This is a genomic window from Microbacterium aquimaris (genome assembly GCF_039531285.1).
GTDB classification, from domain to species: Bacteria; Actinomycetota; Actinomycetes; order Actinomycetales; family Microbacteriaceae; genus Microbacterium; species Microbacterium aquimaris.
The window spans coordinates 288,353-302,970 of sequence record NZ_BAAAPT010000002.1 but is presented as its reverse complement, the minus strand read 5'-3'; the positions used below and the strand labels follow the sequence as shown (position 1 = coordinate 302,970).

Annotated in this window: 12 protein-coding genes; all 12 read left to right on the top strand. The window is 69.1% G+C overall.

Going from position 1 to position 14,618, the window contains the following annotated elements:
* Nucleotides 1-28 precede the first annotated feature (28 nt).
* The 12 genes from alaS (at nucleotide 29) to ABD204_RS10885 (ending at nucleotide 14,613) form a co-directional block, all read left to right on the top strand.
* Nucleotides 29-2,689 carry an alanine--tRNA ligase gene (gene alaS / locus ABD204_RS10940; RefSeq protein ID WP_194424830.1) on the top strand — a complete coding sequence of 887 codons (2,661 nt, stop codon included), beginning with the start codon at nucleotides 29-31 and terminating at the stop codon, nucleotides 2,687-2,689.
* Nucleotides 2,686-3,159: a Holliday junction resolvase RuvX gene (ruvX, locus tag ABD204_RS10935; protein WP_194424831.1), complete on the top strand. Its 474-nt coding sequence runs from the start codon at nucleotides 2,686-2,688 to the stop codon at nucleotides 3,157-3,159. Before alaS ends, ruvX begins: the two co-directional genes overlap by 4 nt.
* Entirely contained in the window at nucleotides 3,159-4,724 is a 1,566-nt protein-coding gene (gene mltG / locus ABD204_RS10930) for an endolytic transglycosylase MltG (RefSeq protein ID WP_194424832.1), read from the top strand. The genes ruvX and mltG overlap by 1 nt, the downstream gene beginning before the upstream one ends.
* The gene (locus ABD204_RS10925; protein WP_322597621.1) at nucleotides 4,694-5,551 is read left to right on the top strand and encodes a shikimate dehydrogenase; all 858 of its coding nucleotides are present in this window, start codon (nucleotides 4,694-4,696) and stop codon (nucleotides 5,549-5,551) included. Before mltG ends, ABD204_RS10925 begins: the two co-directional genes overlap by 31 nt.
* 4 nt (nucleotides 5,552-5,555) lie before the next feature.
* Nucleotides 5,556-6,773 carry a chorismate synthase gene (aroC, locus tag ABD204_RS10920; RefSeq protein WP_194424833.1) on the top strand — a complete coding sequence of 406 codons (1,218 nt, stop codon included), beginning with the start codon at nucleotides 5,556-5,558 and terminating at the stop codon, nucleotides 6,771-6,773.
* Nucleotides 6,770-7,357, top strand: a complete 588-nt coding sequence (locus ABD204_RS10915) for a shikimate kinase (RefSeq protein WP_194424834.1) — start codon at nucleotides 6,770-6,772, stop codon at nucleotides 7,355-7,357. The genes aroC and ABD204_RS10915 overlap by 4 nt, the downstream gene beginning before the upstream one ends.
* Entirely contained in the window at nucleotides 7,354-8,430 is a 1,077-nt protein-coding gene (gene aroB / locus ABD204_RS10910; protein WP_194424835.1) for a 3-dehydroquinate synthase, read from the top strand. Before ABD204_RS10915 ends, aroB begins: the two co-directional genes overlap by 4 nt.
* Nucleotides 8,427-8,894, top strand: a complete 468-nt coding sequence (gene aroQ, locus ABD204_RS10905; RefSeq protein WP_194424836.1) for a type II 3-dehydroquinate dehydratase — start codon at nucleotides 8,427-8,429, stop codon at nucleotides 8,892-8,894. The genes aroB and aroQ overlap by 4 nt, the downstream gene beginning before the upstream one ends.
* 88 nt (nucleotides 8,895-8,982) lie before the next feature.
* Complete coding sequence (gene efp, locus ABD204_RS10900; RefSeq protein ID WP_194424837.1) at nucleotides 8,983-9,543, top strand: elongation factor P; 561 nt, start codon at nucleotides 8,983-8,985, stop codon at nucleotides 9,541-9,543.
* 6 nt (nucleotides 9,544-9,549) lie between these two features.
* Nucleotides 9,550-9,960 carry a transcription antitermination factor NusB gene (gene nusB, locus ABD204_RS10895; RefSeq protein WP_194424838.1) on the top strand — a complete coding sequence of 137 codons (411 nt, stop codon included), beginning with the start codon at nucleotides 9,550-9,552 and terminating at the stop codon, nucleotides 9,958-9,960.
* 33 nt (nucleotides 9,961-9,993) lie between these two features.
* Complete coding sequence (locus ABD204_RS10890; RefSeq protein ID WP_194424839.1) at nucleotides 9,994-12,969, top strand: DEAD/DEAH box helicase; 2,976 nt, start codon at nucleotides 9,994-9,996, stop codon at nucleotides 12,967-12,969.
* A gap of 81 nt (nucleotides 12,970-13,050) precedes the next feature.
* Nucleotides 13,051-14,613 (top strand): Rieske 2Fe-2S domain-containing protein, encoded by a 1,563-nt coding sequence (locus tag ABD204_RS10885; RefSeq protein ID WP_194424840.1) that lies wholly within the window; start codon nucleotides 13,051-13,053, stop codon nucleotides 14,611-14,613.
* Nucleotides 14,614-14,618 lie beyond the last annotated feature (5 nt).

The following is a 14,618-nucleotide window of genomic DNA, read 5'->3' as shown; positions in this document are numbered from 1 at the left end:
ATCGGGCATCCTTTTGCAGAAGGACCGCATGAAGACCGCTGACATCGCCCAGCGCTACCTCGATTTCTTCGAGGACAACGGCCACACCATCGTCCCGTCGTCGTCGCTCGTGACCAGCGATCCGTCGCTGTTGTTCACGGTGGCCGGGATGGTCCCGTTCATCCCGTACCTCACCGGTGTCGTGCCCGCCCCGTACCCGCGTGCGGCAGATGTGCAGAAGTGCATCCGGACGAACGACATCGAGGAGGTCGGGAAGACGCCTCGTCACGGCACGTTCTTCCAGATGCTCGGCAACTGGTCCTTCGGCGACTACTTCAAGGAAGGGGCCATCGGCTACGCCTGGGAGCTCCTGACCCGCAGTGAGGCCGAAGGTGGACTCGGGTTCGACGAGAAGGACCTGTGGGTCACCGTCTACGAGGAGGACGACGAGGCGGAGGCGCTGTGGCGCTCCGTCGCCGGTGTCTCCCCCGACCGTATCCAGCGTCTGGGCAAGGACAGCAACTATTGGAGCACCGGGCAGCCCGGTCCGGCCGGTCCGTGCTCGGAGATCTTCTTCGACCGCGGTCCCGCCTACGGCATCGACGGGGGTCCGGCCACCGACGACGATCGATACGTCGAGATCTGGAACCTCGTGTTCATGCAGTACGCGATCACGAACGTGCGCTCGAAGCTCGACTTCGACATCGTCGGTGAGTTGCCCCAGAAGAACATCGACACCGGTATGGGCCTCGAGCGCGTCGCCTTCCTCAAGCAGGGGGTCGAGAACATGTACGAGACCGATCAGGTTCGTCCGGTGCTCGACCGCGCCGTCGACCTCTCCGGCCGGCGCTACGGTGCCGATCACGAGGACGACGTGCGGTTCCGGGTGATCGCCGACCACGTGCGCTCCTCGCTGATGCTGCTCTCGGACGGGGTGACCCCGTCCAATGAAGGTCGCGGCTACATCCTCCGTCGCCTGATGCGACGGGCGATCCGCGCGATGCGTCTGCTCGGGGTCGAGGGGGCGACCTTCCCGGAGCTGTTCGCGGCATCCCGCGACGCGATGAAGGAGTCGTATCCGGAGCTGGAGACCGACTACGCCCGGCTGTCCGCGTACGCATTCGCGGAGGAGGAGACGTTCCTTCGCACCCTCGCGGCAGGCTCCACGATCCTCGACCTGTCGATGTCGCAGACGAAGGGTGCCGGCGGCCGCACCCTCGCCGGATCCGAGGCGTTCCTGCTTCACGACACGTACGGCTTCCCGATCGACCTCACGGTCGAGATCGCGCAGGAGGCCGGATTGGATGTGGACCGCTCGGCTTTCGACTCGCTCATGCAGGAACAGCGGCAGCGTGCGAAGGCCGATGCCCGCAGTCGCAAGCGTGCGATCGCCGACCACAGCGTCTATCGCGAATTCCGCGCCCAGGGTGAGACCGTCTTCACCGGCTACACCGACTTGGAGACCGAGAGCTCGGTGCTCGGCGTGCTCGTGGACGGTGTCGCCGTCGACCGCGCACTCCAGGGACAGATCGCCGAGGTCATCCTCGCCGAGACGGCCCTGTACGCCGAGTCGGGCGGCCAGGTCGCGGACAAGGGCGTCATCGTCGGCCCGGGATTCGAATTGGACGTCCTGGATGTCCAACGTCCCGTCCCCGGTCTCATCAGTCACACCGTCGAGGTCGCCACGGGTGAGGTCGGCGTCGGGCAGGCGGCGACGACCGTCGTGGACGCGGCCAATCGTCGCGCCGCGCGCCAGGCGCACTCCGCGACGCACCTCGTGCACGCCGCGTTGCGCGACACGCTGGGCTCTTCGGCGACGCAGGCGGGATCGCTCAACCGTGCCGGCTATATGCGTTTCGACTTCACGTGGGGTCAGCAGCTCTCGGATGCGACGAAGACCGAGATCGAGGAGATCGCCAACAACGCGGTGCGGGACAACCTCGAGGTGACCACGCGGGTCCTCCCGCTGAGTGAGGCCAAGGAACTCGGCGCGATGGCGCTGTTCGGGGAGAAGTACGGCGACCGGGTTCGGATGGTCGACATCGGCGGGCCGTGGTCGCGTGAACTGTGCGCGGGGACGCACGTGTCCACCAGCGCCGAGGTCGGATTGATCAGCCTGGTCGGGGAGGCTTCGGTGGGCGCGTCCAACCGGCGCGTCGAGGCGTTGGTCGGGCTCGACGCGTTCCGCGAGCTGGCCGCGGAGCGGGCCCTGGTGTCCCAGCTGTCGACCTCGTTGAAGACGCCGCGCGAGCAGTTGCCCGCCCGCATCGCGGAGCTGTCGGCCAGCCTGAAGGCCGCGGAGAAGAAGATCGCCGCCTTCGAGGCCAAGGCGCTGTCTGAGAAGGCCCCGTCGCTGGTCGAGAAGGCGCAGGAGATCGGAGGCTTCCGCGTGGTCGCCGAATCGATCGGCTCGGCGGGTTCCGCGGACGACGTCCGCAGTCTCGCCCTGCAGGTGCGCGACCGTCTCGGATCGTCCGCCGGCGTCGTCGCCCTGGCGGCGACGGTCGGGGAGCGGGTGACCGTGGTCGTCGCCACCAACGACGGCTCGCGCGCGGCCGGGGTCAGGGCGGGTGCGCTCGCCAAGAGCGCCGCCGCCGTCCTCGGCGGCGGCGGTGGTGGCCGCGACGATGTGGCGCAGGGGGGCGGAACGGACCCCGCCGCGGTTCCGGCCGCGCTTGCCTCGATCGTCGACTCGCTCCGCGCCGCATGACCACGTTCCGACGCGGCGTTCGTCTCGGCATCGATGTCGGACGCGCCCGCGTGGGGGTCGCACGGTGCGATCCGGACGGGATGCTCGCGACGCCGGTCGAGACCGTGCCCCGGGACGACCGCTCGATCGCGCGCGTACGCGAAATCGCGGTGGAGCTCGAAGCCGTCGAGATCCTCGTCGGGCTCCCGCTCAATCTCCGTGGTGAGGACACACCGTCCACGGCCGACGCCCGTGCCTTCGCTGCGGCGGTCGCGCAGACCGTCGCGACGCCGGTGAGGCTCGTGGACGAGCGACTGAGCACCGTCTCGGCGCACGCTGCGCTGCGCAGTTCCGGGCGCTCGCAGAAATCGTCTCGTACGATAGTGGACCAAGTCGCCGCGGTGGTTTTGCTCCAGCAGGCCCTCGAGGTGGAGAAGAGCACCGGTCGCCCCCCAGGCTCCCCCGTCCCCCCGGTACAGGAGACCACCTGATGCCAGAGTCGTCGTCATCCTTCGACGATCCGTTCGCGGATCTGTTCGACAAGCTGCCCGACCCCAGACGCCGAGAGACCTCGCGTGACACGGAGGGCAACCAGGTGCCGGCGCCGAGTGGTGCGCCCGCGCCCACCTCGCGACGCGCGGCCCGTGAGGCCGCGGCCCGCGATGCCGCCGCTCGCGACGCAGGACCGGTGGACGGACCGGATGAGGCGTCGTCGGCGGAGTCCGAGATCCCGTCCCCTCCGCCCGCATCGCCGCCGTCCTCGTCGCCCGCACCGCAGTCCTCAAGCGCGACGCCGCAGTCGACGAACGCGACGCCGCAGTCGACGAACGCGACGCCGCAGTCGACGCGGTCCGGCCGACGCCGCCCGCCGGAGGATGCGCGTCCCGCCCCTCCGGCCGAGTCTCTCGATGCGTTGTTCGCCGGCGACGGCTCCACCGACCGACACGGGTCGACCCCGCCGCCGCGGGACAAGCGCCGCCGCCGGATCGGCGGCTGGATCGCCCTCGGGATCGTCCTGGTCCTCGTCGGCGGTCTGGCGGGGGCCGCCTACGTCGTGTGGTCCACCTACGAAGAGCAGATCCGGGAGGTGATGGGCTGGCAGGAGCCGGCCGACTACGAGCCGGGCATGGCGACCGGCGAGGCGCTGGTGACGATCTCGGCGGGGGACACCGGCGGACCGATCTCGCAATCGTTGTACGACGCCGGTGTCACCAAGACCCCCGATGCCTTCTACGACATGCTCGTGGACACCGGGCAGAACCCCACGTTCTACCCCGGCGTCTATCAGCTCCAGGAGCAGATGACCTCCGAGGCGGCGCTCGACGCCCTGCTGGATCCCGAGAACAAGCTCGAGAACTCCGCGTTGCTCCCCGAGGGGCTCACGGTCGATCAGTCCCTCCCCCTGCTCGCGGAGGGGACCGGCATCCCACTGGAGGACTTCGAAGCGGCGGTGGCCGATCCGGCACGCTACGGCGTCTCCGCGGACAGCCTGGAGGGGTGGCTGTTCCCCGCCATGTACACCTTCGATCCGGAGACCTCCGCGGCGGAGGTCATCCAGACCATGGTCGATCGCGCGATCGTGTCGCTCGACGCCGCCGGTGTCCCCGACGCCGATCGCGAGGAGATCCTCACGATCGCATCGATCATCCAGCGCGAGGCCCGCGAGGAGGCCGACTTCTACAAGGTGTCGCGCGTGATCCAGAATCGTCTCGCGCCCGACAACGAGGAGACGTTCGGTCGCCTCGAGATGGACTCGACGGCGCAGTACGGCATCGGCGAGGACGACGGGACGGTGAGCTCCTCCGAGGAGGCCCTCACCGACGACAACCCGTGGAACACCTATGTGCATCCGGGACTTCCCATCGGGCCGATCGCCAACCCGGGGGATGTGGCCATCGACGCGGCGATGAATCCCGCAGACGGACCGTGGATGTACTTCGTGACGGTGAACCTCGACACCGGTGAGACGATCTTCACCAACACCTACAGTGAGCACCTCGTCGCGGTGGAACAGTGGCGCGACTGGTGCAGCGAGAACCCGGACTCCGGGTGCTGAGCGGGGACCGCCTGGCGGTCTGGGGCGACCCGATCGGCCACAGCCGCTCACCCCAGATGCACCTCGCCGCCTACCGGGTCCTCGGCCTCGACTGGTCATACGGTCGCCGCCGTGTCGACGACACCGGTTTCCGGGCCGCCGTCTCCGCGCTCGACGGCCGTTGGCGGGGCCTGTCGCTGACGATGCCGCTGAAGTCGGTCGCGTATGCGACCGCGGCCACGCGTGACCACGCGGCAGATCTCACCCGGGCTGTCAACACCTACCTGCTCACCGACGAGGGCCCGCTCGGCTTCAACACCGACATCGGCGGCATCGTGGCCGCCCTGGCCGAGATCGGTCACGACCGGGTCGGGTCGGCGCGCATCGTCGGCGCCGGCGCGACGGCCACCTCTGCGCTGGTCGCACTGGGACAGGCCGGCGCCGAGCGTGCCGAGATCGTCGCGCGCCGGCCGGCCGCGGCCGAACCGCTCATTGCTCTGGGCGCACGCATCGGGGTCCGGGTGACGCTCGCCCCCCTCGACGGCCCGCACGGGGAGGTCCCCTTGACGGTTGCGACCCTGCCCGGTGACGCGGCCGTGGACCCCGAGGTCGCCGCGCGCCTGGCCGACATGGGGGGCACCCTCTTCGATGCGGTCTACGGCCAGTGGCCCACGACCCTCGCCGACGCCTGGAGTCGGGCCGGACACCCCGCCCATCCGGGTCTCGGGATGCTGCTGCACCAGGCCGTCCGGCAGATCCGCATCTTCCGCACCGGCGACCCGGAGGCGATCCTCCCCGACGAGGAGGCGGTGGTCGCCGCGATGCGTCTCGCAGTCGTGGGAGACTAGACCAATGCTCCGCGTGCTCACGGCCGGCGAATCGCACGGCCCCGAACTCGTCGCCATGATGGAAGGGCTCCCCGCGGGGGTCCCGATCTCTCGAGAGGCGATCCAGGCCGACCTCGCCCGCCGCAAACTCGGCTACGGCCGCGGCTCGCGGATGAAGTTCGAGGCGGACGAACTGAACATCTCCGCCGGCGTGCGACACGGGCTCAGTCTCGGGTCACCGATCGCGTTGCGGATCGGCAACACCGAGTGGCCCAAGTGGGTCGAGGTGATGAGTGCCGAGCCCGTCGAGATGACCGAACGCTCGCGCGGACGCGGCGCCGCGTTGACCCGGCCCCGTCCCGGCCACGCCGATCTGGTCGGTATGCAGAAGTACGGCTTCGAGGAAGCCCGCCCCATCCTGGAGCGCGCCAGCGCGCGCGAGACGGCGGCTCGTGTCGCCCTGGGTGCGGTGGCGCGCTCGTTCTTGTCCGAGCTCGGCATCCGCCTGGTCAGCCACACCCTGTCCATCGGCCCCGTGCGTGTGCCCGACGACGTCGCGGTGCCCGCACCCGATGATGTCGAGGCGCTGGATGCGGATCCGCTCCGGTGCTTCGACGCGGCCACGAGCCAGCGGATGGTCGCCGAGGTCGACGCGGCGAAGAAGGACGGCGACACGCTGGGAGGTATCGTCGAGGTCCTCGCATACGGTCTTCCCCCCGGGCTCGGATCGCACGTGCAGTGGGACCGCAAGCTCGACGCGAAGCTCGCCCAGGCACTCATGAGCATCCAGGCCATCAAGGGTGTCGAGATAGGCGACGGTTTCGAGACCACCCGCCGACGGGGCTCCCAGGCCCACGACGAGCTGTTCATCGCCGCGGAGGGCATCACCCGCTCGAGCGATCGTGCCGGTGGGACCGAAGGCGGCATGTCCACGGGGACCACGTTGCGCGTGCGGGCCGGGATGAAGCCGATCGCCACGGTGCCGCATGCGCTGCGGACGGTGGACGTGAGCACCGGTGACACGGCGTCGGCGCACCACCAGCGATCGGATGTGTGCGCCGTGCCTGCCGCGGGCGTGGTCGCCGAAGCCATGGTGGCCCTGGTGTTGGCGGAGTCGGTGCTGGAGAAGTTCGGGGGCGACAGCGTCGCCGAGACCCGACGGAACCTCGAGGCGTTCATCGCGGCGATCCCCGACACCCTTCGCACGAGCGCCGCCAGCGACGGCGCCCTGCTGGACGTATGACCCGGCCTGCTCTCGTACTCATCGGGCCGATGGGCGCGGGGAAGACCAGTGTCGGACGGAAGGTCGCGAAGGCTCTGCGACGCCCGTTCTACGACAGCGACATCGCCGTCGTGCGTGCCCACGGGCCGATCGACCGGATCTTCGCCGAGCAGGGCGAGCAGGTGTTCCGCGTGTGGGAGCGCGAAGCCGTCGCGACGGGGCTGGCTCAGGGGGGCGTGGTCTCCCTCGGCGGCGGGGCCGTGCTGGACACCGACACACAAGAGGACCTCGCCCACCATCGTGTCGCGCTGTTGACCGTCGAACCCCGTGTGGTGGCGTCGCGGGTCGCGGGCAGTGACCGCCCGCTGCTGCGGGGAGAGGACGCGCTCGCGCGGTGGGAGGAGATCCACCGTGCGCGTTCGCCCCTGTACCGTCGGCTCGCCGACCGGACCTTCGACACGTCGCACGGGCCGCTCCAACGCGTCGTCGAGTCGATCGTCCAGTGGGCTCGTGAAGACCAGCAGGAGACCGGCGGGGACCCGCACGCCGGTGATCGACAGAGGGTCCCGCACGAACAGCGGGCCCGAGACGAGGATGTGCGATGAGTGAGATCACGACCGTTTCGGTGACCGGTGACGCCGGATACGACATCACCGTGGGACGGGGCATCCTCTCGCGCCTGGGCGAGATGTTGCCCACCGCGGCCCGCAAGGTGCTCATCGTCCACCCGCCGACCCTCGCGGAGCAGGCGGCGCGGCTGCGTACCCGCCTGATGGCCGACCGTGAGGTGCTCCTGGCGGAGATCCCCGACGCCGAGCAGGGCAAGCGCATCGAGGTCGCCGCGTTCTGTTGGCAGATCCTCGGGCAGGCGGACTTCACCCGCACCGACGCGGTCGTCGGGTTCGGTGGGGGAGCGGTCACCGACCTGGCCGGATTCGTGGCCGCGACGTGGCTACGAGGGGTGTCCGTGGTGCAGGTCCCCACCACGGTCCTCGGGATGGTCGACGCGGCCGTCGGGGGCAAGACCGGCGTGAACACGGCGGAGGGCAAGAACCTCGTGGGCGCGTTCTGGCCTCCGCACGCCGTTCTGTGCGACCTCGATCTTCTGGAGAGCTTGTCCGAACACGAGCGCGTCGCCGGCTACGCCGAAATCGTCAAGGCGGGATTCATCTGGGCGCCGGAGATCCTCGATCTCATCGAGGCCGACCCCCGCGCGGCGGTGGACCCCCACAGTGATGCGTTCCGGCGCACGGTGGAACTGGCCATCGACATGAAGGCGCAGATCGTCGGAGCGGACCTGCGCGAGGCCGGCCAGCGGGAGATCCTCAACTACGGCCACACCCTCGGCCACGCGATCGAACACGCCGAACGCTACCGATGGCGGCACGGTGCCGCCATCTCGGTCGGCATGGTCTTCGCCGCCGAGCTGTCGCGTCTGGCCGGTCGTCTCTCCGACGACGCGGTGCAGCGCCATCGCGACATCCTCTCGGCCCTCGGTCTGCCGTTGACATATCGCGTCGGCGCGTGGAACCAGCTGCTGGCGACGATGCAGCGCGACAAGAAGAGCCGAGGCGGCATGCTCCGCTTCATCGTGCTCGACGACATCGCCAAGCCGACCGTCCTCCAGGCGCCGGACGAGTCTTTGCTGTTCGCGGCGTACCAGGAGGTGGGGGAGTGAGCGGGCGAGAGCGACCCCGCCGTCTCCTGTTGGTGAACGGGCCGAACCTCAATCTCCTGGGCACGCGGGAGCCCGACGTGTACGGAACGGAGACCCTCGCCGATGTCGAGCGATCCGTCGCCGAGGCGGCGGCACGCTCGGGATACGGGATCCGTGCGGTGCAGAGCAACCACGAGGGCGTCCTCATCGACGCGATCCACGACGCACGAGAGGACTGTGCGGGCATCGTCATCAACCCCGGCGGGCTCACCCACACGTCCGTGGTGCTGCGAGACGCCCTGGCGGGGGTGGCGCTTCCGGTCGCCGAGGTGCACATCTCCGACGTACGCAGACGCGAGGCGTTCCGCCATCACTCGTATGTCGCCGACGTCGCCGCAGTGCACGTCGTGGGGGAGGGTGTGCCCGGCTACGCCATGGCGGTGGACCGCCTGATCGAGGTCATCCGCGCCCGTACCGACGGGTGATCCGCGCCGTCGCCCGCGATCCTCTAGAATCGAACGTCGGACCGGCGCTGTGCGCCCGTGATCACCCAACGAACGGACTCTTCTCCTCATGGCATCCACCGCAGACATCAAGAACGGCGTCGTGCTCAGCATCGACGGACAGCTCTGGAGCGTCGTGGAGTTCCAGCACGTCAAGCCCGGCAAGGGCGGCGCCTTCGTGCGGACCAAGCTGAAGAACGTGATCTCGGGCAAGGTCGTCGACCGCACCTACAACGCCGGCGCGAAGATCGACATCCAGAACGTCGACCGTCGCGACTACACCTACCTGTACAACGACGGCGAAAGCTTCGTGTTCATGGACATGGCCGACTACGACCAGATCAACGTCCCCGCCGCCACCGTGGGCGACGCGGCGAACTTCATGCTCGAGAACCAGCAGGTCACCATCGCTTTGCACGACGGTCTTCCGCTGTACCTCGACCTGCCGGCATCGGTCGTGCTCGAGATCACCTACACCGAGCCGGGGTTGCAGGGCGACCGTTCGTCCGCGGGCACCAAGGCCGCGACGGTCGAGACCGGATACGAGATCCAGGTCCCGCTCTTCCTCGAGACCGGGACCAAGGTCAAGGTGGACACCCGTACGGGTGACTACCTCGGCCGCGTGAACTGACCGGGGATGAGCGCACGCACCAAGGCCCGAAAGCGCGCCCTGGACATCTTGTTCCAGAGCGACGTCCGTGGCGACGATCTGCCGGCGATGCTCGCGGTGGAGGCCCGCCGAGCCGCCAACGAGCCCGCTCGTGAGTCTTCCTGGCTGTACGCTCGCGAGATCGTGGACGGCATCATCGACAACCGCGACGAGATCGACGAGCAGATCACCACACACGCCCGCGACTGGTCGCTGGCCCGCATGCCCGCCGTCGACCGCGCGCTCCTGCGTATCGGCGTGTGGGAGATCGTCTTCAACGGCGAGGTTCCCACCGCTGTCGCGATCGATGAAGCCGTCGAACTCGCCAAGGAGTACTCGACGGACGACTCCGGCGCATTCGTGCACGGGATCCTGGCGCGCGTGGCCCGCGCCTCCTGACCGGGTCTCGTGCGGCCACGGGAGGATGTCCGCATGCCGCCCGCGCCAGACGAGCCCCGCGACGGCGAGGTGAGCGGCCCGGCCTGGCGGGAACTGTTCTCGCGGGGCGGATCCCGGGGTTCGTCGGGTGCGCGGCTGGCGCTGTTCGTCGATCTGCGACAGCGGACGCGAACCGGGACCTGGGGACCGACACGGCTCGAAGCCGCGACTGCAGAAACCCTCATACGCCGCCCGGGGGACGTGGTGGTCGGGCTGCGGCCGGCGGTGCGCGGCGCATCCGAGGGGAGCTGGATCCGCGGGGAGGTGAGTTGGGACGCGCTGCGCAGGCCGGGCGGGCCGTGGGACCCTGTGCAGGCCCGCTGGTTCGCAGAACTGCACAGCATCGCGCGCGAGGTCCGATCGCTCGCGACCTATTCGGACCTCGGGGAGTGGCTGGTCCTGGACACCATCGAATCCACTCTGCTGTGGCCGCACCTGGCCTCCGCAGACGCGGTGGGCGTTCCGCTGGTGGGCACCTCGACCCGTCGTACGGTCTCGCGCGCGGCAGAGGCCGCCGTGGGACTGCGCATCGATCGATCCGACGGGGACGCGTTGCGTGTGAGCGTCAGCGTCGACATCGACGGAGAGCGATTCGAGCCTCACACCGTCCGCCCGGTCGGCGCGACCGGCGTGTACGCCTACCGAACGGTCCACGCCGGCACCGGCCTCGTGCTGGCACCGGTCGCCCTGGATGACGTGGTCCGTGGTCTCTTGCACGACGGTGGCACGACGCTCGTCCCCGCGGACGACGCCGGCGAGTTCCTGCACGAGCATGCGCCCCCACTGGCACGAAGGCTGCCGGTCCACACCGGCGCCGGGGTGCAGATCCCTCCTGCGCCGCCGCCGTCTCTGCGCCTGAGGGTGGACGCCCGCGAACGCGATCGCGTGGTCGTCGAGGGCGAATGGAGCTATCCGGGATCGCCGCCCCTGCCCTTGGCGCCGCCCGCGGACGGTTCGGATCGCGACCTGACGCGCGATTCGGACCTCGAAGTCGCTGTGCTTGCGCGCGTGCATGCCGCGTGGACGAAGCACACGCATCAGCCGTGGGCCGCGCGGACCGTGTTCCGCGGGGTCGACGCCGCAGAGTTCACCACGGGACTGCTCCCGGAACTGGAGGCTCTCGCCGGGGTGCGCGTCGAGATCCGCGGCGACGCCCGGCGCCATCGTGAGCTCCTCGGTGACCCGCGTATCCGGATCACCACGGTCGAATCGAGCGATCCGGACTGGTTCGACCTCGGCATCCAGGTCACCATCGACGGGCGGCGGATCCCCTTCACCGGACTGTTCACCGCGCTGGCCACCCGGCGGACGAAGATGATGCTCTCCGATGGCGCCTACTTCTCGTTGCGGCACCCCGCACTGGACCGCCTGCGCGAGCTCATCGACGAAGCCGTGGAGATGACCGAATGGGAGTCCGGTCCGCGCATCCACCGCCATCAGCTGGCGCTGTGGACCGATTTCGAAGACCTCGCCGACGAATCCGACGCCGCGGTGTCCTGGCGTGCCGCGGCGCAGGCCCTCCGTGACACCGCCGCGGTGCCCGAGGTCGTGGTCCCCGACGAGGTGCGTGCGACCCTGCGGCCATACCAGGTGCGGGGTGTGTCGTGGCTGACCTTCCTCGCCGAGCATCGCCTCGGCGGGATCCTCGCCGACGACATGGGACTGGGCAAGACCCTGCAGGTCCTCGCCGCTCTGGCCGTGCGCAGCGGCAACGGCGCGGCGGATCCGTCGCTCGTGGTGGCGCCGACCAGCGTCGTGGGAACCTGGGTCGAGGAGGCGACGAGATTCGTACCGGATCTCCGCATCGCGGTGGTCTCGGGTGCGGGAGGGCTCACCGATGTGGGAGACGTCGACATCGTGATCACCTCCTACACCGTCCTGCGGATCGACCGGGATGCCTTCGCCGCGGCGCGGTGGGGCTGGCTCGTGCTCGACGAGGCGCAGTTCGTGAAGAACCCCGCCACCCGGGTCCACCGTGCCGTCGCCGGCATCCGCGCGGAGGTGCGGTTCGCGCTGAGCGGGACGCCGTTGGAGAACAGCCTCACCGAGCTGCACGCGATCCTCTCGCTCACCTCGCCCGGTCTGTTCCCCTCCGCGCGACGCTTCCGACAGGAGTACGTCGGCCCCATCGAGCGCGGGAGCGCCCCCGACGACGTCGAAGCCGGTGCGTACCGCGCGGCACGTCTCGATCGGCTCCGCGCCCGCGTCCGCCCCCTCCTGCTGCGACGTACCAAGTCCCAAGTCGCCGAGGATCTGCCTCCGCGCCAGGAGCAGGTCCTCCATGTCGAGCTCTCCCCGGGCCATCGCGCAACGTATGACACCGCACTGCAACGCGAGCGGCAGAAGATCCTCGGGCTGCTCGACGATCTGGACCGCCACCGCTTCATCGTCTTCCGGTCACTGACGTTGTTGCGGATGCTCAGTCTCGCTCCGCGGTTGATCGATCCGGAGGCGCCGGCCCACTCGCACAAGCTCGACCTTCTGGTCTCCCAGCTCGCCGAGGTGATGGCCGAAGGTCGGCGTGCCCTGGTGTTCAGCCAGTTCACGTCGTTCCTCGACCTGGCCGAGGACGCCCTCGACGCCGCCGGTATCGGGCACGTGCGATTGGACGGATCCACCGCGGACCGGTCCCGGGTTGTGCAGCAGTTCCGTGGCGGCGACGCGCCCGTGTTCCTCATCAGTCTCAAGGCGGGCGGGTTCGGTCTCAACCTCACCGACGCCGATGTGGTGATCCTGCTCGACCCGTGGTGGAATCCGGCTGCCGAGTCGCAGGCGATCGACCGCACCCATCGCATCGGTCAGACCCGTCCGGTCATGGTGTATCGCCTCATCGCCGCCGGCACGATCGAGGAGAAGGTACGTGCATTGCAACAGCGGAAAGCCCGTCTGTTCGGCGCGGTCCTGGACGACGACGACCTGTTCGCCCGCGCGCTCGAGGCCGACGACATCCGCGCGCTCCTGGGCGACTGATCCGGTCACCCCGCGCGTGCACGCCGAGCCGGAGGGCCCGAGCGCCGTAGAATCGACACGCGTTCGACACAGGAGGAACTCATGCGGATCACGGGCCTCGGCCACGCCGGGATGTTCATCGAGACGGCCGGCGGCAGCATCCTCTGCGACCCGGTCATCGGCCCGAGCTTCTACGGCTCGTGGTTCCCGTTCCCCGACAACCGCGCCCTGGACTGGGAGCGGTTCGGGAAGGCCGACTTCCTTTACATCTCGCACCGCCACCGCGATCACTTCGATCCGGCGCTGCTGCAGAAGTACGTCCCGAAGGAGATCCGGGTGCTTCTCCCGGAGTACCCCACAGACGACCTGGAGACGGATATCCGTCGCCTCGGATACGAGAACATCGTCTACACCCGCGCGGGGGAGACGCTGGTCTACGGTGACCTGAAGCTGATGGTCACGCCGCTACGGGCCCCCTCCGACGGGCCGATCGGTGATTCGTCACTCTCCGTCGACGACGGGACGGCGAGCATCCTCAACCAGAACGACTCGCACCCCCTCGACTTGGAGCGCCTCCTGACCTTCTCCAAGCCCGAGGCGTACTTCACGCAGGTCTCGGGCGCCATTTGGTGGCCCATGGTGTACGACCTGCCGCAGGATGCCAAACAGAACTTCGCGAAACTCAAGCGGGACGCCCAGAACAAGCGCGCGATGTACTACATCGAGAAGGTGGATGCGCCGCACGTTTTCCCGATGGCCGGTCCGCCGATGTTCCTGCGCGAAGAGCTGTTCCGCTACAACGGCGTGGGCCTCGAGAACGACTCGATCTTCACCGATCAACGCCAGTTCCTGGCGCACATGCGTCAGCAACGCCCCGACCAGAAGGGCTACGAGTTCGTGCCGGGAACGGTCGTCGAACTGGTGCACGGCGAGCTGACCGTCACGCAGTCGCTGTACACCGACGCCGAGATCGACCGCATCTTCGACGACAAGTGGGCGTACCTGGCCGAGCAGCGCGATTCCCGCCAAGACGAGGTGCGCGCCGAGGTCGCATCGCGCGCGGAGGTGCTTCCCCCGGCGGAGATGCTCTCCGCCATCAAGCAGTGGTGGGAGCCGCTCCTGCGCCGCGCGCGCACGATCCGCAACGGGGTCGGGGGCAACGTGCGATTCCGCATCGGCGACCTGGACATGGTGGTCGATTTCCCCAAAGCCAAGGTGCGCGAGTACGCCGGTGAAGAGTGCGTGTACTGGTACACGATCCCCGCCGACCTGGTCTCGACCAACATCCGCGACCGGGAGATCGACTGGTCGAACTCGATCTTCCTGTCGATGCAGTTCGAGGTCGGCCGCAGCGGAAAGTTCAACGAGTTCCTCACGACGTTCTTGAAGTGCTTGTCCCGCGACCGGATCGAGTACGTCGAGAACTGGTACGCGGAGCAGTCCGACCAGACCGAAGACGTCCACCTCGGCGAGTGGGTCGTCCAGCGCCGTTGCCCGCACCTGCGCGCGGACCTGACCAAGACGGGGAAGATCGAGGACGGCGTGCTGACCTGCTCACTCCACGACTGGAAGTGGGATCTGGCCAGCGGGCGATGCCTGACCACACAGGGGCATCCGATACGCTCCCGCGAGGCCACCGAAGACGCCGACGCCCCCGCGGCGTAGGGGGT